General features: G+C 66.9%; 8 protein-coding genes. 5 read left to right on the forward strand and 3 right to left on the reverse strand.

Annotation, left to right across the window (positions count from 1 at the left end):
* The first annotated feature begins 69 nt into the window (after nt 1–69).
* From BFF94_RS00855 to BFF94_RS00870, 4 genes are all read left to right on the forward strand, one after another.
* Nucleotides 70–15,474, forward strand: a complete 15,405-nt coding sequence (locus BFF94_RS00855; protein ID WP_246637197.1) for a two-partner secretion domain-containing protein — start codon at nt 70–72, stop codon at nt 15,472–15,474.
* A complete protein-coding gene (locus BFF94_RS00860; protein ID WP_128842727.1) occupies nt 15,471–16,094 on the forward strand; it encodes an Imm5 family immunity protein in 624 nt (207 codons plus the stop codon). Before BFF94_RS00855 ends, BFF94_RS00860 begins: the two co-directional genes overlap by 4 nt.
* A 1,294-nt stretch (nt 16,095–17,388) precedes the next feature.
* Nucleotides 17,389–18,321, forward strand: coding sequence for a hypothetical protein (locus BFF94_RS00865; RefSeq protein ID WP_246637198.1), 933 nt, complete (start codon nt 17,389–17,391; stop codon nt 18,319–18,321).
* A gap of 90 nt (nt 18,322–18,411) precedes the next feature.
* Nucleotides 18,412–19,233, forward strand: coding sequence for a hypothetical protein (locus BFF94_RS00870; RefSeq protein WP_128842725.1), 822 nt, complete (start codon nt 18,412–18,414; stop codon nt 19,231–19,233).
* Nucleotides 19,234–19,366: 133 nt separating this feature from the next.
* Here BFF94_RS00870 and argG read toward each other — a convergent pair whose 3' ends face one another.
* From argG to BFF94_RS00885, 3 genes are all read right to left on the reverse strand, one after another.
* Nucleotides 19,367–20,704 (reverse strand): argininosuccinate synthase, encoded by a 1,338-nt coding sequence (gene argG, locus BFF94_RS00875; RefSeq protein ID WP_128842724.1) that lies wholly within the window; start codon nt 20,702–20,704, stop codon nt 19,367–19,369.
* A gap of 328 nt (nt 20,705–21,032) precedes the next feature.
* Complete coding sequence (locus BFF94_RS00880) at nt 21,033–22,103, reverse strand: FUSC family protein (RefSeq protein WP_219138847.1); 1,071 nt, start codon at nt 22,101–22,103, stop codon at nt 21,033–21,035.
* A 147-nt stretch (nt 22,104–22,250) separates the two neighbouring features.
* Entirely contained in the window at nt 22,251–23,798 is a 1,548-nt protein-coding gene (locus tag BFF94_RS00885) for a sensor domain-containing diguanylate cyclase (protein WP_219138849.1), read from the reverse strand.
* Nucleotides 23,799–24,389: 591 nt separating this feature from the next.
* Between BFF94_RS00885 and BFF94_RS00890 the strand changes: the two genes are divergently transcribed.
* The gene (locus BFF94_RS00890) at nt 24,390–25,925 is read left to right on the forward strand and encodes an amino acid permease (protein ID WP_219138850.1); all 1,536 of its coding nucleotides are present in this window, start codon (nt 24,390–24,392) and stop codon (nt 25,923–25,925) included.
* The last annotated feature ends 40 nt before the right edge of the window (nt 25,926–25,965 follow it).

Here is a 25,965-nt window from a genome sequence, read left to right on the forward strand (position 1 = left end):
CTCGCCATGGCCGGGCCGGCCGGTGGCACGCAACGCACGGCATAAAAATCGAAACGAATCGACCAAGAAATGAACACGTCCAAGCGTAAGGTCTTGCAGCAACTGGCTGCCGCGGCAGCGGCGCGTGTCGGCGCGCGTGCGGAAACGATGATGTCGCGTTTCTTCCGCGTCAACGCGTATGCACTGCGCGAGTACAGCGGGTGGCAACGCGCGATGTGCGCGCTCGTTGCGACGACAATGTTCATTGGCCCGATCACCGTGACGGTCGAGCAAAGCCGCGATGCGGCCGGCACGCTGGGCGCGGGCAATCGCCGGATGGACGACGACACATGGCGGCGGGTTCTCGACCTGGCATCGCTGCGTGTGCGCTTCTCGATGCAGATTGCCGCTGCCGCGCCGATCACCGACCCGACGGCCCCCATCACGTTCCAGCCCGCGATCACGCAATCGACCGGCGCCGGTGGCGGCGTGCCGGTGGTCAACATCACCGCGCCGAACGCGGCCGGTATTTCGCTGAACCAGTATCAACGCTTCAACATCGACCCGGTCGGGCTGATCCTGAACAACAGCCTGATGTCGGGCACGTCGCTGACGGGCGGCGACGTGCAGGCGAACCCGAACCTGAACGGTCGGGCCGCGAGCGTGATCGTCAACCAGGTCACGTCGACGGGCAGCGGCTACGCGAGCTTGCTGAACGGTCCGCTTGAAGTGTTCGGCGCACCGGCGACGGTGATCATCGCGAACCCGAACGGCATCACGACGCGCGGCGCGGGCTTTACGAACACGATCGGCGTCACGCTGTCGACGGGCGCGCCGCAGTTCCTGAACGGTGTTGGCGGTACCCCGACCGATTACGCGAACGCGAAGGCGATCGGCTACAACGTGACCGGCGGCCATCTGCAGATCGAGGGCAACGCGGGCGTGAACGGCCCCGGCGCGGGGATCGAAGGCACGGTGGGCACGATCGACCTGATCGGCGAGACGATCGGGATCAACGCGCCGCTGTATGCGGGCACGCGCATCAACGCGATCGCGGGGCGGCAGTTCGTCACGCCGTCGGCGGCGGACGCAACCGGCACGACCTACGGCACGACATCGAACGGCGCGATCAACTCGGCTGCGGCAATCAACGCGGCGAACGGCGGCGCGAATCGCTCGCTCGCGATCGACGCGACCGCGTTCGGCGCGATGACGGCGGGGCAGATCCAGGTGATCAGCACGGCGGCGGGGATGGGCGTGCGCACCGATGCGCAGTTGGCCGCGAACGCGGGCGACCTGACGCTGTCGGCGAACGGCGACGTATCGATTGCGGGCACGGCGGCCCAGCATCAGGCGACGGTGCAGGGCGCGGGCAACGTGTCGATGACCGGCACGCATATCGGCGTGGGCGGCTACACGATCAACGCTAACGGCGACGTGACGTCGGCCGGCGCGATCCAGTCGGGCGGCAAGCTGGCGGTATCCGCGGGCGGAAACGTGAACGTCGCGAACGCGCAGGCGAACAGCGACATCGCGATCGCGGGCGGCGGCGCAAACGTCACGCTGGGCGACGTGCAGACCGGTGGCACGCTGTCCGTCGCCGCACGGGGCGGCGCCGGCGGAGACGTCACGCTGAATGGCGCGGTACTCGCGACAGGCGGCACGTCCTTGGGCGCATCGCGCGACGTCCGGATAAACAACCGGCTCGACAGCCAGACGATCGACGTCACGGCGCAGCGCAACATCGGCATCGCGGGGCCCGTGAGCGCCACGGGCCACCTGACGCTCATCGCACAAGGCGGCGACATCACGTCGACCGATCGCGTCGCGAGCGGCCAACGCTTGTCCCTCAACGCCGGACACGACGTCGCTGCCACCGGCGCGCTGCAGGCGAACGGCGACCTGAGCGTGCGCGCGGGGAACAGCGCGAGCGTCGGCGACATCCATGCGGGCGGCGCGATCGACGTGAGCGCGCAGGGCACGGCCGGCGGCGGCGATCTCGCTTTCAACGGCGAGACGCAGGTGACGGGCGCGGCGCGGGTGGCATCGGCGCGCGACATCACGGTGAACGGCACGTTGACGGGCGGCTCGACGCTGGCGCTCGATGCGCAGCGCGACGTGACGGTCGGCGCGCGCGGCACGGTGCAGTCGGCGGGTGACCTGGCGTTGACGGCGCGCACCGGCAGCGTGACGTCGAACGGCACGTTGACGAGCGCATCGAACCTGTCGGTGCAGGGCGCGCAGGACGTCGCGCTGCTCGGCACGACGGGCGCGATGGCGGACACGACGCTGAGCGCGGGGCGCGACGTGACGGTGGGCGGCACGCTGTCCGGGCGCGGCGGCGTGCGGATCGATGCGGGGCGCGACATTGCGCTCGGCGGCAGCACGGGTTTCGTGAAGGACGTGCAGGCGCAGGCGGGCCGCAACCTGTCGATGACGGGTTCGCTTGCCGCGACGAACGTGACGCTGGGCAGTGGCCAGTCGATGACGTTGCACGACGTGCAGTCGTCCGCGGCCTTGCAGGCGAACGCGCAAAACGGGGCGTTGACGATTGACGGCACCGTGACGTCGTTGTCGACCACCCAGCTCAAATCAGGCGGCGATACGGCGGTGACCGGCACGCTGCAAAGCACGGGCCGCCTCGATGTCGCCAGCGGCGGCGGCGTCGCGATCGCGGGGCAGGTCAATACCGTGTCGACCGGGACGTTCCGCGCAGGAAACCGGTTCAGCGTGGACGGCACGCTGCAGACGACCGGCACGCTCGATATCGCCAGCGGCGCCGACGCATCGATCGGCGGCACGGTGAACGCGCTGTCGGATGCGATGCTCGCGTCGAGCGGCGGCGCGACGGTCAACGGCCTGCTGCAGAGCGCGGGCCCGCTGACGCTGACGAGCGGCGCGAACACGTCGATCGGCGGCACGGTGCTGTCGACGGGTGACGTGACCCTCAAGAACGCCGCCGGCTCGCTGACGAGCACCGGCACGATCCAGGCGGGCCGCGATCTGCTGATCGACGCCGCGCACGCGGTCGATCTCGGCAAGCAGCAGACGATCGCGCAACGTGACCTGACGGTGCGTGCCGGCGGCGACCTCATCGCGAACGGCACGGTGATGGGTCAACGGAACGGCGTGCTGAACGCCGGCGGCACGCTCGGCGGCGCGGCATCGATCGCGTTCGGTCAGGCGGCGACGCTGCAGTCGGGCGGCGATACACGCCTGACGGGTTCGCTGCGCGGCGATACGGTGCAGACGCAGGCCGGCGGATCGGCGTCGCTGCACGACGTGCAGGCCGCGTCGTCGATGTCGCTCGCCGCGACGCAGGATCTTGCGACGACGGGCAACCTGATCGGCAACGCAACGACGACACTGCAGGCCGGGCGCGATCTTGGCGTCAGCGGCGCGGTTCAGTCGTCGCAGACGCTCACGCTGACAGCCGGTCGCGATGTCGCAACCACGGGCGCAATGCGGACCGACCAGGATCTGCACGTTCATGCGGGCAACAACGCAGCAATCGGCGATGTGCAAGTCGGCACCGCGCTCGACGTGAAGTCGCAAGGCACGGCGGGCGACGGTGACGTGACGCTCAACGGCAACGCGACCGTCGCAGGCGTGACGAACGTGCAGGCGGCGCGCGACATTGTCGTGAACGGCTCGCTCACCGGCGCCACGCAGGTGGCGCTCTCGGCGCAGCACGACGTCGGCGTCAACGGCAGCGGTGCCGTCCGCGCCATCGGCGATCTCGCGATTACCGCGACGACCGGCAGCATCGCATCGGCCGGCATATTGAACGGCGCGGGCTCGTTGACCGCGAATGCGGCGCAGGACGTCGCGCTGACCGGGACGACCGTGTTCACCGGCGACGCCGCCGTGACGGCAGGCCGCGACGTGACGGTGGGTGGGACGCTGGCAGGTCGTGGCGGCGCACGCATTGACGCGGGGCGCGATATCGCGCTGGGGGGTAGTACAGGATTCCTGAAGGATGTGCAGGCGCAGGCGGGGCGCAACCTGTCGATGACGGGGTCGCTCGCCGGAATGAACGTCACACTGGGCAGCGGCCAGTCGATGACGCTGCATGACGTGCAGTCGTCGGGCGCATTGCAGGCCAATGCGCAAAGCGGAACGCTGACCGTCGACGGCACGGTCACGTCGTTGTCGACCGCGCAGCTCCAGGCGGGCAGCGACACGACCGTGACCGGCGCGCTGCAAAGCGCGGGCCGCCTCGATCTGACGAGTGGCGGCAATCTCGGGATCGGCGGCACCGTCAGCGCGCTGTCCGATGCGGCCGTCACGTCGAGCGGCGCGGCGACGGTGAACGGGCTGCTGCAGAGCGCGGGCCCGCTGACGCTGACGAGCGGCGCGAACACGTCGATCGGCGGCACGGTGCTGTCGACGGGTGACGTGACCCTCAAGAACGCCGCGGGTTCCCTGACGAGCACCGGCACGATCCAGGCAGGCCGCGATCTGCTGATCGACGCCGCGCACGCGGTCGATCTCGGCACGCTGCAAACCACGGCGCAACGTGACATCACTGTGCTTGCGGGCGGCGACCTCATCGCGAACGGCACGGTGATCGGCCAGCGAAACGGCGTGCTGAACGCCGGTGGCGCGATTGGCGGCGCGGCGGCGATCGCATTCGGGCAGGCGGCGACGCTTCAATCGGGCGGCGATACACGCCTGACGGGCTCGCTGCGTGGCGACACGGTGCAGATGCAGGCAGGCGGCTCGGCGTCGCTGCACGACGTGACGGCCGCCGCGACGATGTCGCTCTCGGCCGCGCAGGATCTTGCGACGACCGGCACCGTGGTGGCCGGCTCGACGGCGACGTTGCAGGCCGGCGGAAACCTGGGCGTCGACGGCGTGATGCAGGCGGTCGGCGATATCGCACTGACCGCGACGAACGGCAGCATCTCGACCAGCGGGCCGATCGCCGGCAACGGCGCGATCGGCATGCAGGCGGGTACCGACATCCTGCTGAACGGAGCGGTCGGCGCGGCGCGCGGCATGTCGCTGAACGCGGCCCGCGACGTCTCCGCGACGCAGGCCCTGAACGTGCTGGCGAACGACCTGCGGATCACCGCTGGCAACAACATCGGCGTGGCCGATGTGCAAGCGGGCGGGGCGTTGTCCGTCACGGCCCGAAACGGCGATGCGGCGTTCAACGGCACGGCTGCGGCGCTCGGCGAGACCACCGTGAACGCGGGGCGCGACGTGGTCGTGCGCGGCACGCTCGCCGGCGGCGGCGACGGCACGAGTGCGACGCATGCGCCGACGTCCGTGCAGGCCGGGCGCGACGTCCAGGTGACGGGCATGCTCGCGGGCGGCGCGACGCTCGGCGTCAACGCTGCGCGCGACGTGACGATCGGCAACGCCGGTCAGGTCCAGGCGGCCGGCGACATGACGCTTGCCGCCGGCGCCGGCAGTATCACGTCGCAGGGCACGCTTGCGGCAGAACGCACTGCCGCGCTGACGGCGGCCAGGGACGTTTCGCTGACCGGCAAGACGAGCGTCGGCGGCGACGCGGCGCTGACGGCCGGGCATGACCTGACGCTCGGCGGATCGGTCGTCGGCAAGGGCGGCGCGGTGCTGAACGCGGGCAACGATGTCACGATCGGCGGCAGCACCGTCTTCACGAACGACGTCGCGGCCAAGGCCGGCAACGACCTCGCGGTCACGGGTGCGCTGCAGGGGCAGGCGGTGTCGCTGAGCGCCGCACGCGCGATCGCGCTGAAGGACGTGCAATCGAACGCGGCGCTGACCGTCAACGCCCAGGGCGGCGCGCTGACGATCGACGGCACCGTCAACTCGCTCGCAGGCGGCACGCTGAATGCCGCCGGCGACCTGACGCTCAACGGCGCGTTGCAGACGGCCGGATCGCTGAATGCCGCGAGCAGCGGCAACCTGGCGATCAACGGGGCCGTCAACGCGCTTGCCGATGCGACCTTGCAATCGGCTGCGGACCTGAACGTGAACGGCACGCTGCACGCTGGCGGCCCGCTGGCGGCATCGAGCAATGGCACGCTGTCGGTCGGCGGCACGCTCGACGCGGCCACCGATGCGACCTTGAGCGCGGCGCGCGGCCTCGTCGTCGACGGCACCGTCAACGCCGGCCGCAAGCTCGGCATGACGAGCGGCGGCCCGACGACGCTGCGCGGCGTCGTCAACGCGGCGGCATCGGGGGCGCTGCGCTCGGACGGCGACATCACGGTCAACGGCACGCTGCAGGCGGCAGGGCCGCTCGACGTCATCGGTGGCGGCAACACGACGGTCGGAGGCGCGCTGGTGTCGTCGGGCGACATGACGCTGCGCAATGCCGCGGGCGCGCTGACGAGCACCGGTACGCTGCAATCGGGCGGCAACCTGTCGGCCGACGCGGCCGGCACGATCGATCTCGGCCAGGGACGCACGACAGCGCTCGGCGATCTCGCGGTCAACGCCGGCCGCGATCTGCACGCGGACGGCACGGTGATCGCGCAGGGGCGCGGCACGCTGACGGCCGGCGGCGCGATCGGCGGGGCGGGGGCGCTGGCGTTCGGCGGCGCGGCGACGCTGCAGTCGGGGGGCGACATGCTGCTCACCGGTTCGCTGCGCGGCGACAGGGTCGACGTGAACGCGGGCGGTAACGCGACGCTGCACGACGTGAATGCGGGCGCGGCGATGACGCTCGCATCGGCCGGCAACCTGAGCACGACCGGCGCGGTGACCGGCAACGCTGCCGTGTTGCTGCGTGCGGGCGGCGACATCGATCACAGCGGCGTATTGCAGGCCATCGGCAATGCGACGTTCGACGCGCGCGGCGGGCATGTCGCATCGACGGGCTCGATCGAGACGAACGGCGCGCTCGCGGTGAAGGCGGGCACGGATATCGCGCTCGGCGGCAAGACGGCTTCGGCGCTGAACACCACCCTGACCGCCGGCCGCGACATCGCGATCGGCGGCTCGCTGGCGAGCGGCGGCGCGTTCGATGCGACGGCCGGCGGGAACGCGGGCATCGCCGGCGCGGTGCTGGCGATCGGCGACACGCATGTCGGCGCGGCAAACGATGTCGACGTGACCGGCAAGCTCGAGGGCCACGGGGCCGGCGTGCTTGCTGCCGGCCGGGATCTGACCGGCGCCGGCACGATCGCGTTCGCACAGGCCGCGATGCTCGATGCGGGCCGCGATGTCGTGCAGGGCGGGCTCGTGCAGGGGCATACCGTTGCGATCACGGCGGCAGGCAATGCACGCGTGACCAACGTGCAGGCGGACGATACGTTGTCGTTGCGCGCGAACGGCACGCGCACGGACACCGGGTTCGGCAACCTGACGATCAACGGCACGGCCGCCGCCGGCGGGCGCATCGATGCGGTCGCGGCGCAGGACGTGTCGGTGTCGGGCAAGCTGCAGGGCGCGGCCACGGTCGGCATCGATGCGGGGCGCAGCGCCGTGATCGGGGGCGCGGTCCAGTCGGGCGGCGCGATGACGATTGCCGCGCATGCCGGCGATCTTGCCGCGACTGGCGGGATCAACAGCGGCGCGACGCTCGACGTGACGACCGGGCGCGATCTGGCGCTCGGCGCCACGACGAGCGCAGTCGGCGACATGACGCTCACCGCCGCGCGGGATCTGAACACCGGCAGCGGGTTGCTGATCGGCGATGCGAACGGCACGCTGCGCGCGGGGCGCGATATCGTCGGCGCCGGTACGCAGTCGTTCCTGCAAGGTGTGTTCGATGCCGCCGCGCAGCGCAACGCGGTGTCGGGCGGCCTCGTTCAGGCCCGGAGCGTGCAGTTGCAGGGCGGTAACGATGCGTCCGTCAATGACGTCGTATCGGCGACCACTTTCGACCTGAAGGCGCTCGGCAACGCGGGCGGCGGCGATGCCGTGGTGCGCGGCACCGCGCAGGCGGCGGGCGCCGCGACCGCGACTGCGGCGCATGACGTGCGGGTGACGGGCACGCTGTCGAACGGCGCGGCGCAAACGCTGAGCGCGGGCAACGACGTCGTCGTGAGCGGCACGTCGAAGTCCGCCGGCGACATGAAGGTGGCCGCATCGGGCGGCAGCGTGCAATTGAACGGCACGACGACGTCGGGCGGCGCGCTCGACGTCCGCGCCGGCGTCGATGCGCGCTTCGACGGCACGATTGCCGCGGCTGGCATGACGACAGTCCAGGCTGGCCACGATATCGGCATCGGCGGCAGCGTGGCCGGGCAGGCTGGCGGCACGCTGACGGCCGCACGGGATATCGCCGGCGCCGGATCGGTGGCGTTCGGGCAGGATGCGACGCTCGTCGCGTCGCACGACGTCGCGTTGTCGGGGGCGTTGCAGGGCGCGAGCGTGTCGGTGACGGGCGGCAACAATGCCGGCCTCGGCAGCGTGCAGGCGGTGTCGGGCGATCTGTCGGTCGTCGCGAACGGTCTCGCGGGCGGCGGTGACGTGACGCTCGGCGGCGCGGGCACCGCGCTGGGCGCGTTCTCGTTGCAGGCCGCGCGCGACGTCAGCGTGAGTCACGCGATCAACGCGGGGGCGGCAACGGGCATCACCGCTGCACGCAACGTCGCGCTTGGCGACGTGAACACGGCGGGCGACCTGAACGTCACCGCGTCGAACGGAAGCGCCGCCGCGGCGAACGTGACCGCGCGCGGCAACCTGAACGTGACGGCCGGGCAGGCGATCGCGCTGTCGGGACAAACCGTGTCGGGCGGCAATGCGACGCTGGCCTCTGGCGGCGACATGACGCTGGTCGGCAGCATCGCCGCGCAGAACGCCGGCAAGCTGACGGCGGGGGGCTCGATCGATGCGGCGTCGATCGCGTTCGGCAAGCAGGCCACGGTAAGCGCGGCGAACAACATCGCCGTGAAGGGCGGCGTGACGACCGACGGCGATCTGGCGATGACTGCCGGTAACGATCTCGCGATCGGCAGCGCGCAGACGGGCGGTGCGATCGACTTGCGCGCGCAGGGGCACAACGGCGCCGGCGACGTGATCGTGAACGGCGGCCTGATTTCCGGCCAAGCGACGACGATCGCTGCCGCGCGCGATGTGGGGATCGCCGGCAGCGTCGGCAGCGGCGCAAGCCTGACGGCCGGCGCGGGACGGAACCTCGGCATTGCGGGCGCAATTCGTTCGAACGCCGATACGTCGTTGAGCGCGACGAACGGCAATCTCGTCGTGGGCGGCGATTTCGTGTCCGTCGGCAATTTCGGTGCGCGTGCCGGCGGTTCGCTGGCGCTGCTGACGGGCGGGCTGTCCAACGGCGACACCACATTGACGTCCGGTGGCGCGATGACGCTCGGCGGCGCACTGTTCGGCCTCGGCGGCGCGAGCCTCGACGCGGGCGGCGCGATCACGGGCGGCAGTGCGCTGACGTTCGGCAAGGATATCGGCGTGACGTCCGGCGGGGGCGTCGCGCTCGGCGCGATCCAGAGCGCAGGGAAGTTCACGGCGACGTCGACCGGCGACCTGTCGCTCGGTGCGACGACCGCGGTCGGCGGTGTGTCCGCAACGTCGCAGGCGGGCAGTGTTGCCGTCAACGGTGCGCTGCAGTCCGGCGGGAACGTGCAGATCCAGGCGGCGAACAACGTGCAGGTGACGGGCGCGCTGTCATCGATGGGGACGGTGAACGTCAACGGCGTCAACGGCAACGTGACGCTCGCGGGCGTGTCGTCGAACGGCGATGCGACGCTGCATGCCGGGCAGGACCTTACGCTTGGCGGCTCGAGCGTCGTGGCCGGTCAGCTGGGGTTGTCGGGCGGCAACGTGACGCTCAACGGGTCGGTGGTCGGTTCGAAGAACGTGACCGTCTCCGCGCAGGGGACGGTGGATGCCGGCAACGCGACGATCGTCGCGTCGCAGAACCTGCAGGTGAGCGGCGCGAACGTCACGCTCGGCGACGCGACGGTGGGCGGGGCACTGACCGCGCAGGCGTCGAACCAGCTCACGCTGGCCGGCGGGCATGCGGTGAACGTGGTCGGCAATGCGACGCTGACGTCGCAGAACGGGATGTATAACGCGGCCCATGTGCTGGCCGGGTCGCTCAACGTGTCCGCGCCGAATCTCACGAACGCGCCGGGGGCGACGCTCGCGTCGATCGGCGCGACGACGATCAACGCGTCGAACTTCACGAACGCGGGGCTGGTGAACGGCACGACGACGAACGTCACCGTGGGCGGTGGGCTGACGAACGTCGGCGGGTCGCTGATGGCGGTGGATGCGCTCGGCATCAACGCGGGTTCGCTGAACAACCAGAACGGGATCGTCTTTGCGGGAAATCCGAGCGTCGGGACGGGGGCGACCGGCGATGTGTCGTTGACGATCAACGGTGGCGACGGTACGTTCTACAACGCGGGCGGACAGTTGCTCGCGCAACGGAACATGGGCATCAACGTCGCCAACATGACGTTCGACCCGCTGCAGGGGACGATCAGCCAGGGCGGGAACCTGTCGGTCACTGCCGGCTACGTGAACATCGGCGGCACCTGGAACTACGGCGGGCAGAGCGTGGCGCTGACCGGCCTGAACGGCATCGCGAACTACGGCACGATGACCGGGACCGCGGCGCTGACGCTGTCGTCCGGCGGCGGGACGTTCGAGAATCACGGGCAGGTCAGCGGCCGCGACGTGACCTTCAACGGCACGCTCAACAACGCGGCCGGTGCGGTGATGCATGCGGACAATGCGTTGACGCTGAACGGCAATACGACGAACCGCGGGACGGTCGAGGCGGGGAGCGTGCTCAACGTCAGCGGCTGGAACTACGACAACCAGGGGGCGACGACGCAGTCGAGGGGCGACGCGAATTTCAATCTAGGCGGTTCGCTGTTCAATACGGGCGGTTCACTATTCGCCGGCCGGAACATCGGCATCTCTGCTGCGCAGGTGATCAACGACCAGACTGCTCCGCAGGGAGCAGTCACGACCACCACGCAGGTCAGCGACCCTGCGCTCCTGATGTCAGGGTCGGTCGGCACGGTGACCGCCGGCTACGAAAAGATCTCTGGCCATGAGCAAACGGTATCGGCAGCTTACGTGACGTCGTCAGCGACGCTCGGCGGCCTGCTGGCGCCGACGGGATCGACCACGAACAGTGGTTTGTTGTCGGCATCCAATCCGGTCGCGACGTCCGGCACGGTGACGTTCAATCAGTATCGCATCGTGACCGGCACCAACGACCACGGCACTTCGCAGAATTCGAACTACTGGTTCGTTGGAACGGGGCCTGCGGCCGGCGCGCTCCAATCGGCGACGTTCACGTTGCCGACGGTCTATCAAACGACGACGAACCAGCAAGCCGGAACATCGGGCGTGATTTCCGCAGGCGGCTCGATCTCGCTGACTGCCGGCCCCTTGTCGAATAAAGGCGGCCAGATCGCGGCGCAGGGCGACATCGCACTCAACGTCCAGTCGCTGAGCAACGGTGCGGTTGCTCCGACCATGACGGTCAACAGTTCGACCTATGTCGATCAGGCCCAGTACGCTAACTTTCTGGCACAGCTAGCGGCGCTCGGATCAATCGGGGTCAAGGGCACCGGCAACCCGACCGGCGCGTTCAATTGCGACGGGGGCAACTATTGCCAGGTGGGTTCGCCCTACCTGCCGACCACGTTCCAGATCAACAGGGGGGCAGCCGCGCCTACGGCTACCGGCACGGTGACCTTCACAACGCCGACGGGCATGATCGCGGCGGGCAGCAATCTGACGATCGGCGGCGGCAATCTGACCAACCAGGGTCTGCTGTATGCCGGCAACAACGTCGGCATTACGTCCGGCACGCTGACTAACCAGGGCGGCAACCAACAGAACTACGCGAGCCAGGTCGGCTGCGCATCCGGCGTGCCGAACGCTGCCTGCGGCAACGCAGGCCAACCGCGCGGCAACAACCCGACCACGACGACGTTCGGTTACAGCCAGAACGACGCGACGATCTATGCCGGCCACGATCTCGTCATCGCCGCCGGCCAGATCAACAACACGTACGGCAATCTGCTCGCGGGCCACGACATCGTCGTCGGCGGCGTCGGCACGACCGCAAGCTCGACCACGCCCGCACAGAGCCTGAACAACACGTCCGGCAACATCGTCGCGGGCAACAACATCACGCTGAACGTCTCGGGGGCGATCACCAATAACCTGCCGCCGCCGGTTCCCGTACATGAAAACTACGGCAAGAAGGAGCAGTACTCGGGCTGCATGACCGCAGGCGGCTACAAGGAAAGCTACTGCGAGGGTTATGTCGACCAGCAGTCGGGTAGCTCGTCGGTGATCAGCGCGGGCAACAACCTGCAGGTCAATGCCGGCAGCCTGACGAACATCGGCAGCCTGATCGCCGCGGGCAACAACGCGACGATCGCGGTTGCAGGCCCGGTCGTGAACGAGGCGCAGGTGCTGAACGCCTACTGGCACTCGCATTGGGTGCAGGAGACGGGCATGTTCAGCAGTGACAAGCGTCACGACATCTGGGCATGCGGCACGCCGGAGCAGTGCCAGGCGCTGTATGGGAGCGCATACACGAGCACGGGCGGCACGATCGATCCGCCGACGCCGGTCGGCAACATCGCGGCGACGATCCAGGCGCCGAACCTGTCGATCTCGTCGGGCGGGCAGATCCAGAACGTCGGCAACGTGATCGGCACGTCGGTGTCGTTGAGCGGGCAAAAGCTGATCAACGGCATCAAGACACCGAACACCTACACGCCGCAAGTCGGCTCGCCGGAACGCGTGATCACGCTGAGCCCGGTGACGTTGCCGGGGCTGAATCTGTCAATTCCGCGCGCGGTCGGGACGGGTACGCTGCCGACGCCGGTGGCCGGCAAGGCATCGTACGTCAACGAGTCGCTCGGCGCGAGCGGGCTGCTGGGGGCGCAGGATCTGCTCAACAACCTGCCGCCGAATCTCCAGCCGTCGTCGACGTTGTTCTATTTCAATCCGCAGGAAGAGGACCTGCTGCTGCAGCAGGCCGCACTCCAGCAGACGGGCAAGTCGAGCTTCGTCGACGGTTTGTCGTACGACAGCAAGCACAACATGTCGGTGACGGAGCAGGAAAAGGAGTACCTGTACGGGAACGCACTCGACTATTCGAAGTCGCACGGGCTGCAGCTTGGCGCGGCGCTGACGCAGGAGCAGATCAATACGCTCGACAAGCCGATGCTGTGGTACGTCGAGCAGACGGTGCCGGACCCGACGTGTCACGCGACGGGCACGGCGTCGTGCCCGACGATTACCGCACTGATGCCGCAGGTGTATCTGCCGCAGGACACGCAGGCGCTGTCGGCGGGCGGCAACATCTCCGGACACGACGTCACGCTGAAGTTCAATCAGGACGGTAACGGCAGCATCCTCAATACGGGGAGCATCACCGCGTCGGGGACGCTGAGCGTCGACACGCACACGCTGACGAACCAGGCGAATCAGGTCAACGTCGGCGAGATCTGGCAGAAGGTCGATGGCGGGTATCTGAACACGACCGGCACGGTGGTGCAGCCGGGCGGGTTCATGAGCGCGGCGAACATGGAGTTGAATGTTCAGGCGCTCAATCAGATCGGTGGGGCACTGCAGAAGCTCAATGCGGACGGGACAGTTGACGCGGTTTCGACGCAGGCGATGCTTGCATCGCTGCAATGGCAGCTCGGCGGGGACTTCGTGCAGCAGACGCTGACCGACCATCTGCATTCGGATTTCGTGAAGGAGGGAGGCGCCTTCGGCATGGTCCAGCTGGGGGCGCTCGTCGCAGCCATTGCAATATCGCTCGTCACGTATGGCGCGGCGAGTGCGGCCATCGGCGCGACGCTCGGCGAGGCGGGCGGAACGTTTGCTGCGGCGACGGCAGCGACGACGACCGTTGAAGGCATTGCACTGCCGGCAGTTTCCGCCGGTCTCGGCAATATGGTGCTTTCTGCCGGCATCGCCGGTATCGCGTCGAGTGTCGGCAGCCAGCTCGTGGGCACCGGCAGCGTCAAGTGGGGCAGTGCGTTTGAGGCAGGCGCCATCGCTGCGGTGACTGCGGGGCTGACCAACGGGATTACCTATGACGCGAACGCTGGATTAGGTTTTACGACGCAACCGCTGGTTCAGGGCGGCACGACGAGCAGTCTCGCAAGTCTGTCGGGCGTTAATCCGGCAATTGGCAATACGGCGAATCAGGCGACTACTTCGGCCGCGAGCACGCTCGCGACGCGCGGCCTCGCAATGCTCGCAGAGGCCGGAATCTCTGCGGGCGTGCGCACGGCGATCGAGGGCGGAAGCTTCGGTTCCGCGTTGAAGAGCGGGATGGTCAGCGAATTGGCCGCGGCCGGCGCATTTGCCATCGGCGATCAGGCCGATCCGCTCACGCTGCAAAACATCGTCGAGCATGCGGCGCTGGGCTGTGCCGCGGGTGCCGTCGGCGGAACCGGGTGCGGAAGCGGCGCAATTGGCGGCGGCGTGAGCGCAATCGTGTCGCCGTGGCTGACCTACGGCGCGTCGAAGACAGGCGCGTCGGACGATGTCCAGAACGCGATCGTCGCAAGTTTTGCGACGTTCGCCGGGGGCGCAGTCGCGGGGGCGTTGGGGGGCGACATCTCGTCCGGAGCGCTGGCAGCGCAGAACGAGGCGTTGAACAACACGCTTCAACACAAGGAATTGGCGCTTGAAGCAATCGGGAAGGTGCTGAGCCGCAATCATTCCCTTGCAGCCAAATATAGTCCCGAAACCTTGCTCAAGGCGGCAGAGAACGTCTATGGTGCGGGCGGCGGCAAGGACGGGATGAACGTATGGAGCAGTGAGGCCGACGCGAGGGCGGCAACAGCGCAAAGAGGGACGACGTATTACCGAGACGCGTCGGGTCGTTACATCGAGCGCTGGAACGTACCGGACGACGCCGAGTATCAGGCACGTCTCATCATCGACAACGCCGCCCATATGTATGGCGCGCGATATGCATCGCTGTCGGCTGACAACTTCGGTCAGTTGATGTCTTCCTATGTGAAGACGATCGGTGTGGATCCGTCGAACTTCCAGGGCGTGGGCGAAGCTGCGGCAATGGGGCTCGGCGCCTTCGGATCGGTCGTGAAGCGCGACGGCGCCGTTGTAGCAGGAAGCAAAGGGGCCGCAACCGATATCACGGGAAGTGCCCAGAGTCTGTATGATCAGTTGCCGAAGCGATTGCAGACGAAGACTGTCGCAACGGACGGTGAGACGGACACGATAAGCGGCTACGGCACATATCTGCCTGACGGATATAAGTTTGTCGATCCGGCCAAGGTCGCACAGCGCGCCGACGAGATTGGTCACGAGTTGCGTGCAGCAGGCGCAATGGATCAGGGGGTGCCTGGTCAGTACAGTGCGTCTCATGCCGAGAAGCAGGTCATCGTGAACAACCCCGGTGCGGCTCAAGTCGACGTGTCGAGACCGATGTGTACCGATTGCCAGGCATTCTACAAAGCCGAGGCGGCAGCGCAAAACAGGCCGCTCGTTGTGTCTGACCCGAATGCAACCCGTATTTTCCTACCCAATGGAAATGTTATGGTGAATCCGCGTAAATGATGAACGTTCCACAAAAATTGGCCGACGAGTTGTCCTCAGCACAGGCGCTGATTACGCTGGATGGTGAGCTTCCTGCTGCTGTTCGACGAGGTATTCTTCAATTGATCGAGGAATTGTCATCTGCTGAACATGCTGACGCCGGGTACTTGCGTCGGGCGCGGCTCGCGATCATCTGTGCGAGAGAAGTGGTCGATCGGTTGAGCCCCTACGCGGATGTGCTGGTAACTGCGCGGACGATCCTGGCCAGCGGTATCGCCGCGTTGGCCGGGAAATATGATTTATCCGTGCTTCAGCGACACAACGACGAGTACCACACCAAGGTCGTTGATCTGTTTGAACATGGCGAGGTGGCGTTTGTCCCCGTTTACGCGGGAATGACCGTTTTTGCGGCGATCAATACGATTTTGTACGATACCAATTTCGAGGTGGTCGGCGAAAACGAAAAAAGTGTGCCTCCTGATGATTGGGATGTAGGTTACTACGGGGCGCTGGCGGTTTCGGGCAGTGCGATTTGGGAGGCCAAAGGCGGGGCCGAAAGCCGTCGGTTGTACTGGCTATGGTATTTGGAGAGTGCGCTCCCTCGAGCGTGGGATGTTCTCGCACCATTGCAAACAACTTGACGCGATTGCCTTGAGCCTGTCGCACCCACTCACCCAACCGAGAAGCAGTGCTGTTTTTCTGGAGAATCCGGGAATCACACCATGATGCCGATCTCGATGCACTAGGCGCCGCTCTTGGCCTCGCGCCGAACTGGAAACGGCGTTCGGCCGAGCGTGTGAAATGAGCTCGGGTGAACTCGGAGCAAAACACCGGAGCGATAGTGCAGTCGTTCCTTGAAATGAAGGCAATCGGTATTTTTTCGAATGAATTTCGAAAGAAAATTATCGAAATATCACCCTAAAGAACGCGGAACTGGTGCCGTTACTTCGGAACAGAAAGTAAAAAGCAATTCCGAAGTTGCCACACCATCAACAACCGAGGACTGCGGGGGCTGAGCCGCCGCGTGGATGACAATCGAATGGCCTTTCGTTTTCCGATCTGGTGCGCAGGCATTGGCCGACTTAGCATCGTCTGCATGCGCTTGCCGTCGCACGTCGCTCGCTGCGCGTTGCCAGCGATTCCAGCATATCAAGCAATACCTATTCGTCGTTCAACGTCTCGTCGGTCGACTCGCCACTGAATAGCGTCGGCGAGAGCGCGACCTTATCGCGAATGAGGATCTGTGAGCATTTGTCGGACTTGGATGCGCGGCCAATGACGCGACGGGCGGTATCCAGCAGAAGCCTGGCGCGCTTCAATATCAGCGGGGGCCGAGCCGACTTTGAGCGGCCACCTTCACGAAGCATTCGTGAGAGTGGTCGGTTCGTCCGGGATCACGCGGATTAACCTCATCGCCTGACCCTGCGTCCGGGCGAGAACGGGAATGCTCCCAGCGACAAAGCCCCTAGAAAATTCCCTCGATAACCCCCTAAAGAAATCCCCACCACCGCCGTTACCCTTCCTCGGTAGCTCAAAAAAAGTATTACCAAAGCGGTAGAACCAAACCACACGACCAGATAACCGAGGGGGCGCCCGGCCGGCGAAGCCGTGCGCATGACCAGAAGATGGGATGCACCGATTCGATGGGGCGCGCAGGCATCGGGGGCCAGCGCGTCGTCTTCCTTTGCCTTGCCGCGGCATGCCTGCTGCTGCATGTGGTTCTCACCGCTGCGTGCGCGTTCCCGCGCGACCACACCTCCACGCTCGTGTCCGTCGTGCCGAATATCCGGCAACCGACGACCGCCTCATCGTCCTTCCCCGACACATCACACCACGCATCCAACGTCGCTCGAGGAGGCCCACGCAACACACCGGAAAAGTAACGCGATTCGAATCTAGACCACTAAAAAACGCACCAAAAAATCGAGGATTGAATTGAACAAGCATTCTCTTTGTTTGCTGGCGGCAGCCGCGATCTCGGTATTCGTTGTCGCCGGTTGCGGCGGCGGCGACGGCTCGTCGAACGCAAGCAGCGGCACGCCCGCCAACACCGGCGGCGCCAATAACGCAGCCAGCGCACCGGCCGTCGCCTCGACGCCGCTCGCGGCTCCACCCGCAAGCGCCCCCGTCGCATCGTCGCAGCCGGTGACGGTCGGCGAGGCACTGCCCAGCCTGACGACCCCGCAAGCCGGTTCGACGGCCGCAACGGCAACCGGCCCGGTGGGGATCTGGTCGGCATCCGGCAACCTCGGCTACTCGACCATCGCCTTGGTCGACCCGCACAACAACCTGAGCACGCTCAATCTGCTCGGATCGTTCGTGATGTCCGACGATTTCACGAATCTGACCGTCAACGGTTCGACGTGGTCGCTCGCGCCGGGTATCAACTTTGCAGGAACGAGCGGCATCGTCACGAAGATCGATTCGGGCTCGGGCGCATACAGCCCGCAGCAGACCTTGTCCGGCACGATCAGCCGCAACGGTACGGCGTCGAATTTCACGTGGACCTACAACGCCGCAAACGCACTTGCCGTCACGCAGGACAGCGTGGTGGGCGCCTGGGCGACGACCAACGCATCGTTCGCGATTGCATCGGGCGGTACGCTGACCGGCACGCTGAGCGGTTGCAACCTGAGCGGCACGCTGCTGCTTTCCACGCCCGGCTCGAACCAGAACATGTACGACATGACGGTAACGGCCTCCGCGTCGACAGGCTGCAAGCTGCCGGCCGGCGTTCCGCTGTCGGGCAGCGCCGCGATCATGTTCGTGCCGATCACGGGAACCAACGGCTTCAAGCGCTCGATCCTCTACGTGCTGCGCGCGGCTGATTACAGCTTCATCGCGTACGGTCAGGTGATCAAACAATAAACGCACGGTCGCACCGCACACGGCGCGTCGACGCGCCGCGTGCGGCGGCCCGATGAACACGTTCCGTCAACAACGAAAGCCACTCATCCAATGAAGAACTCCTCCCAAGCCGCCCTGTTCGGTTGCGGCCTGCTCGTGACGCTGCTGTCCGGTTGCACCACGTTGCCGAACACGGACATGAAACCCGAAGCGCGTCAGAAGTTGCATTCGATCGCGATGCTCGACGTCACCGAGCCGAAGCGTGTCGGGGTCGTCAATCTCGGCGGCGCGGCGGCCGGGTTCGGGCTGATCGGCGCGCTCGCGCAAGGCGCCGTCAACGCGAGCCATACGAGCACCTACACGGATCGCATCGCGGCCGGCAAGATCGTGTTCGCACCGGACATCGTGGACGGCGTGACGGGCCGCCTCACCGGCAACGGCTATCAGGTCGTGAAGCTGGACGGCCAGAAGGCGAAGCTCGCCGATGACGGCAAGTCGGACGACTACTCGGCGATCCAGACCGACGCGGATGCGATCATGAACGTGTGGTTCACGTCGTTCGGCTATATCTCGCCGCCCAACCAGCCCGACTACATCCCGTGGGTGGTCATTCGCGCGCGCATTCTCGACGCGAAGACGAAGCAGGACATCTATTACAAGACGTTCGCATGCGGCTACGACATCAAGGCGAACAGCGTCCACATCGACAGCGATTTTGCTTACACGTACGGCAGCTTCAGCGATCTCGAGAAGAATTTCGACAAGTCGGTGGAAGGGATCAAGTCGTGCGAGAAGTCGGTCGCGGACATGATCGGCCGGGATCTGGCACGTACGTCGGCGCCGGCACCGGCCACTGCCGCTGCTTCCACTGCTTCGACGGCATTGACGACGACTGCGGCCACCGCGACCGCGCCGGCCACGGCGTCGAAATAACCTTGACGCGCCTGCAGGATCGTCGCGATACGCGTTCCGGATCCGGCAGTGCTTGAAGAAAAAGCGGGAAGGGAAGTGCTGCACGCAGCCGGGCGGTTGTCACACCGCCCGGCCGCTCGCGAAAGCGACTGGCTTACTTGTCGCTATCGCCCTTGATCTGCGGCAGCGCCGACGTCTCACCCGGCGTCAGCAGCCCGACTTGCGAATACACGCGCAGCTTGTCACGCGTATCGGTGATGTCGAGGTTGCGCATCGTCAGCTGGCCGATCCGGTCGCGCGGCGAGAACGTCGATGCGACCTTCTCCATCGACAGGCGTTCCGGCTGGTACGTGAGGTTCGGCGACTTCGTGCTCAGGATCGAGTAGTCGTTGCCGCGGCGCAGTTCGATCTTCACTTCGCCGGTGATCGCGCGTGCGACCCAGCGTTGCGCGGTTTCGCGCAGCATGATCGCCTGCGGGTCGAACCAGCGACCCTGGTACAGCAGGCGGCCGAGACGGCGGCCGTTCTCGCGGTACTGCTCGATCGTGTCTTCGTTGTGGATGCCGGTAACGAGACGCTCGTACGCGATGTACAGCAGCGCGAGGCCCGGGGCTTCATAGATGCCGCGGCTCTTCGCCTCGATGATCCGGTTCTCGATCTGGTCGCTCATGCCGAGGCCGTGGCGGCCGCCGATGCGGTTGGCTTCCAGCAGCAGCTCGACCGGGTCGGTGAACTCGACGCCGTTCAGCGCGACCGGCTGGCCGGCTTCGAAGCGCACCGTCACTTCTTCCGCGGCGATCTTCACGTCGTCGCGCCAGAACGCGACGCCCATGATCGGGTTCACGATCTTGATGCCGCTTTCGAGGCTTTCGAGATCCTTCGCCTCGTGCGTCGCGCCGAGCAGGTTCGAATCGGTCGAATAGGCCTTCTCGGCCGACATCTTGTACCCGAAACCGGCCTTGTTCATGAATTCGGACATTTCGGCGCGGCCGCCGAGCTCGTCGATGAACGTCTGGTCGAGCCACGGCTTGTAGATCTTGAGATCCGGGTTCACGAGCAGGCCGTAGCGGTAGAAGCGCTCGATGTCGTTGCCCTTGTACGTGCTGCCGTCGCCCCAGATGTTGACGCCGTCTTCCTTCATCGCGGCGACGAGCATCGTGCCCGTCACGGCGCGGCCGATCGGCGTCGTGTTGAAGTACGTGACGCCGGCCGTCGTGATGTGGAACGCGCCGCTTTGCAGCGCCGCGATGCCTTCGGCGACGAGCTGCGCGCGGCAGTCGATCAGGCGGGCGCCGGCTGCGCCGTATTCGATTGCGCGCTTCGGGATCGCGTCGTAATCGTCTTCGTCGGGCTGGCCGAGGTTCGCCGTGTATGCGTACGGGACGGCGCCCTTCAGTTTCATCCAGTGCAGCGCGGCGCTGGTGTCCAGGCCGCCGGAGAAGGCGATACCGACCTTCTGGCCGGTCGGGAGGCTTTCGAGAATCGTGCTCATAGGAATTACCGTGGATTGAAGCCGGTGGGATCGTATTTCGCGGAATATGCGAGTATCGGCTGTCCGGGAAGTTGGGGCAAGGGCTGATTTTCGCGCGGAACCGTCGTCCGGCCTGTCGCGGCGGGCCTGGCGGGCGGTTAACCAGGCGGAGAATGCCACGCAGGTCGGCGCGAAATCGCGGCCGAAACGGGCCCGGACGAACCCGGCCACGGACGGTGTTTCCGGGGCCGGATCGGCCGAGGGGCGGGGCCGCCGCCGTCGGGATGCCGGCCTGTCGTGTCGAAAGAAACATGAAAGGCGGCCGCGCGAAGCCCGGTTCCCGCGAACGTCAGATATTCCACGACTGCGCGGTATCGAGCAGCTTCTCGCGTAACTGATCGACTTCGCCGGCCAGCTTGGCCGTGATCGACACGTAGCCGGACAACTGCGGCGGCGGTGCGTCGTGCGGCGGGTCGGCCGGCCGGCGGCGCGGCGCGAGCCGGCTCGGCGTGCCGAACTTGAGCGCGCGGCTCGCGCCGAGCAGCGTGTCGCGGATGCGCCGGTTCAGGCCCTTCATCCCGACCCGCATGTATTCGCGGGCCGCCACGTCGTCGCGGGCCGGTACCGCGCTCGACAGGATCTCCAGATAGCCGATGCACAGGCGCAGGCTGCGCTGGATCGCCTCGAGCTGCGTCATCGACGTCTCGCATTCCTTCGACACCGACGGCATCAGCGAGCGCAACTGCACGAGCAGCGCGCTCAGCGCGGCCATTTCCTTCAGGTGCACGTCGTCGCTCACGTGGCGGTCGCCGGCGAGGCGCGCATGCACGGCCGCGCACGCGCGCAGCGCGTCGGCGAGCTTGTAGCGCCACGAATAGGTTGCATAGAGCGGCAGCGCAAACGAGAACGCCAGCGCGATCGCGATGCCGACCAGCACGTTCACCGCGCGCCAGAGGCCGTCGGCGATCTCGTTGTCGCCGTGCCCGGCGACGATCACCATCGTGATCGCCGACAGCAGCGCGATGTAGCCGGCCTTGCCGATCGCGTGATACGCGCAGACCCCGCATGCGATCGCCATCAGCAGGTAGATCGCGAGCGGCGCGTTCAGGAACGAGTAGAGGAGGATCAGCCCGAGCCCCGCGAGCGCGCCGATCGACGTGCCGAGCGCGCGTTCGGCCGCCTTCTTGCGGATGTTGCCGTGGTGCTGCAGCCCGCCGACAACGATCAGCACGGTGATCGTCGACCACTCGCCGTGCGGCACGCGCAGGCCGGTGGACAGGGCGATCGACGCGAGGATCGCGAGCGCGACGCGCGCCGCATGGATCAGCTTCGCGTGCCGGTAGCGGCGGTACGGGTCGAGCAGCGGTCGGAGCGCGTTGCGCAGCAGGGGCGGCAGCCGGGTAGGGAGCGGGGTGGTCATGACGGAGCAGGGGTGGCCGGAACGCGCACGGCGGCCTGCGCGGGCCGGCGCCGCGCCGCATGCGCAGCAGACGTAACGCTAGCCGAACGCGCGCGGGCTGTCCACGGCGCGGCCTTTTGGCGTGGCCGGCGGCCGCGGGTCCTCACGTCACGCCACGTTACGCGATGCGTCGGCCACGCCCGGCTGCGCGTCCGACACGCGGTTGCGGCCGCCGGACTTCGCGCGGTACAGCGCCTCGTCGGCGCGCCGCAGCAGCGTCGCGGCGTTCACGCGGCCGTCGGCGGCGGTCGCCGCGCCGATGCTGGCCGTGACGCGCCCGTACGGGCTTTTCACGTGTTCGATGCCGAGCTCCGCGATCGCGTGCCGGATGCCTTCGGCGACGGTCGACGCGCCTTGCGCGTCGGTGTCGGGCAGCGTGACGACGAATTCCTCGCCGCCGTAGCGCGCGACGTGGTCGCCGTCGCGGCGCAGGCAACGCAACGCGGATTGCGCGACGCGGCGCAGCACGTCGTCGCCGGCCAGGTGGCCGTAGTAGTCGTTGAACGCCTTGAAGTGATCGACGTCGACGAACAGCACGGACAGCGGGCGGCCGCTGCGCGACGCACGCTGCGCTTCCTTCGCGAGCACCGCGTCGAACGTGCCGCGATTGTCGACGCCGGTCAGCGCATCGGTGTGCGCGAGCCGGTACAGCTTCGATTCGGCGACCTGCCGGCGCTTCAGTTCGCGCGACAGCGCCAGCGACCCCCACGCGATGAACCCGGTAAACAGGCACATCAGCACGACGGTCCAGACCGCGCGGTGGTGCCACGACGTGTAGATGTCGATCTCGGCGGGTGCGACGTCGACGATCAGCGGCAGGCCGGCGAGATGCTTGTAAACATAGATGCGCCGGACGCCGTCGATCGCGCCGGTACCGGTCAGCGCGCCGTCGCGGGCGCGCTGCGACTCGATGAACAGCGGCGAGTCGTGCAGGTCGAGGCCGACCACGCGTGCGTCGTACGGCAGGCGCGACACGAGCGTGCCGTTGTCCTCGACGATCGCCGCGCTGCCGTGCTTGCCGACCGCGAGGCCATCGAGCAGCGCGCGGAAATAGTCGATGCTGAGCGTGCCGACGACGATGCCGCCGAACGTGCCGTCGAGCCGGGTGATCCGGCGGCTGAGCGCGATCGTCAGTGCGCCGCCGCGCAGCCGGGCCGCATACGGCCGGCTGATGTAGAGGCCCTGCGCGAGCCCGTCGCGGTGCACGGAGAAATAGTCGCGGTCGGCGAAATTGCCTTGCCGCGCGGGCGACACGCTCGAATCGATCACGATGTTGCCGTGCGCGTCCATCACGAAGATCGACCCGAGATACTCGCCGGTTGCCGCGCGGTCGAACAGCAGCCGGTGGCGCTGGCGCGGCGGCAATGTCATCAGTTCCGGATCGGTGACGCCGTCGACGACGTTTTGCAGCGACAAATCGTAGAGCTCGATATTGCGCGCGATATCGCGTTCAATCAGCAACATCAGGTTGCGCGCATTTTCGACCGCATGGTCATACGCGTCGCGTCGCGTCTCGATTAGAAGGGACGTGGAAAGCCCCCAACTGAACATCAGCAGCACGATGCCCGCAACGAGCACGCCGCGGGGCGACAGAATGCGTGCCACGATTGACGCGGTGTGGCGGCGCAGCGCGGCGGGCAGCGTGAATGACTTCATCCTCGGGGGTGGATGGGCGGCGGATATTCGCGTTGCTTGCGATTCCGCGCGCTGATTATTTCGAATTGAGCCGCATTATCTCGCGAATTCCGGAAAATTCGCGTGGACATGCAAAACATGCATGCGCAAGCGGCGATTCGAAACGGTTACGCATCATTACCGCTTGCTACACGGGCGATTTGATTTGAATCAATTCTCAGTGTAGATCGTTTTGTCTGAATAATGCCGCGATAACCGGTCGATTTTACGTATCGGTGCGGTATTTGGCGGATGGCGACAAGGCAGCCCGCGCACTACCCGGATCGGAAGACCGGATAACCATCCGGCGTTCGTGGTTTTTGCGCCGGCAGGCGGCCACGGCCGGGTCCGGCGCAGCCAACTCCTTGATTCTGCGAAATCTCCGCCGCGGCGGCGGGCGTGCGCACCTGAGCTGCCCCGGTGGCGAATCAGGTAGAATCCGCGCTTCGCCGCAGGCGCCCGCCGCGCAACGCGTATCGGGGCCGCATCGAATGCGTCGCAGGACGCGCACCGCGCTCCGATTCCGCATGCGCCGGCGACCGATGCCGGCCCGCTCAACGTTCGTCTCGTTTTATGTCCGCAATTCCGAAATCCGACCCACCCGGTTCGTCCGCGAACCCACCCACGCTTCATCGCGCGCTGAAGGCGCGCCACCTGACGATGATCGCCATCGGCGGCTCGATCGGCACGGGCCTGTTCGTCGCGTCCGGCGCGTCGATCTCGCAGGCCGGCCCCGGCGGCGCGATGGTCGCGTACATGCTGATCGGCCTGATGGTCTACTTCCTGATGACGAGCCTCGGCGAAATGGCCGCGTTCATGCCCGTGTCGGGTTCGTTCGCGACCTACGGCGCGAAATACGTGGACGAAGGCTTCGGCTTCGCGCTCGGCTGGAACTACTGGTACAACTGGGCCGTGACGATCGCGGTGGAACTCGTCGCCGCGCAGCTCGTGATGCACTACTGGTTTCCGGACGTGCCGGGCGTGTGGTGGAGCGCGGCGTTCCTCGGCGTGATGTTCCTGCTCAACGCGCTGACCGTGCGCGGTTTCGGCGAAGCCGAATACTGGTTCGCGCTGATCAAGGTCGTCACCGTGGTCGCGTTCATCGGCGTCGGCCTGCTGATGATCTTCGGCATTCTGAAGGGCGCGCCGGGCAACGGCTGGGGCAACCTGACGATCGGCGACGCGCCGTTCGCGGGCGGCCTGCCGGCGTTGATGGGCGTCGCGATGATCGCGGGCTTCTCGTTCCAGGGCACCGAGCTGATCGGCGTCGCGGCCGGCGAATCGGAAAACCCGCGCACGACGATCCCGCGCGCGGTGCGCCAGGTGTTCTGGCGGATCCTGCTGTTCTACGTGTTCGCGATCTTCGTGATCGGCGTGCTGGTTCCCTATACCGACCCGAACCTGCTGAAGACGGACGTGACCGACATCGGCGTGAGCCCGTTCACGCTCGTGTTCCGCCACGCAGGCCTCGCGTTCGCGGCCGGCGTGATGAACGCGGTGATCCTGACGGCCGTGCTGTCGGCCGGCAACTCGGGCATGTACGCGTCGACGCGGATGCTCTACAACCTCGCCACCGAAGGCCGCGCGCCGAAGGTGTTCGCGAAACTGTCGCCGGGCGGCGTGCCGCGCAATGCGCTGTACGCGACCACCGCCGTCGGCGCGCTGTGCTTCTTCACGTCGCTGTACGGCGACAAGACCGTGTACCTGTGGCTGCTGAACACGTCGGGGATGACGGGCTTCATCGCGTGGCTCGGCATCGCGGTCAGCCACTACCGGTTCCGCAAGGGCTACGTGAAACAGGGCTACGCGCTCGACCAGTTGCCGTACCAGTCGAAGTGGTTCCCGTTCGGCCCGCTGTTCGCGTTCGTGCTGTGCCTCGTGATCGCGCTCGGGCAGGACTATCAGGCATTCCTCGCGAACCGGATCGACTGGGCCGGCGTGGTCGCGACCTATGTCGGCATTCCGCTGTTCCTCGTCGTGTGGCTCGGCTTCCGGTTCCTGAACAAGAGCCGTTTCGTGCGCTACGAAGACATGGAGATCGCGCCGTGGATCGCCGCGAGCCGCGGCGCGCAGCCGCAGCCGGTGACGAATCGCGAAACCGCGGGCTGACGCGGGCGCGGCAAACGGCCGTGCGACGTGCAATGAAACG

This window comes from Burkholderia catarinensis (assembly GCF_001883705.2).
Lineage (GTDB): Bacteria > Pseudomonadota > Gammaproteobacteria > Burkholderiales > Burkholderiaceae > Burkholderia > Burkholderia catarinensis.

Coding starts and splice junctions, on each gene's coding strand:
- argG (WP_128842724.1), bottom strand. CDS start 20,704: ATGAGCACGATTCTCGAAAGCCTCCCGACCGGCCAGAAGGTCGGTATC.
- BFF94_RS00860 (WP_128842727.1), top strand. CDS start 15,471: ATGATGAACGTTCCACAAAAATTGGCCGACGAGTTGTCCTCAGCACAG.
- BFF94_RS00855 (WP_246637197.1), top strand. CDS start 70: ATGAACACGTCCAAGCGTAAGGTCTTGCAGCAACTGGCTGCCGCGGCA.
- BFF94_RS00870 (WP_128842725.1), top strand. CDS start 18,412: ATGAAGAACTCCTCCCAAGCCGCCCTGTTCGGTTGCGGCCTGCTCGTG.
- BFF94_RS00880 (WP_219138847.1), bottom strand. CDS start 22,103: ATGACCACCCCGCTCCCTACCCGGCTGCCGCCCCTGCTGCGCAACGCG.
- BFF94_RS00890 (WP_219138850.1), top strand. CDS start 24,390: ATGTCCGCAATTCCGAAATCCGACCCACCCGGTTCGTCCGCGAACCCA.
- BFF94_RS00885 (WP_219138849.1), bottom strand. CDS start 23,798: ATGAAGTCATTCACGCTGCCCGCCGCGCTGCGCCGCCACACCGCGTCA.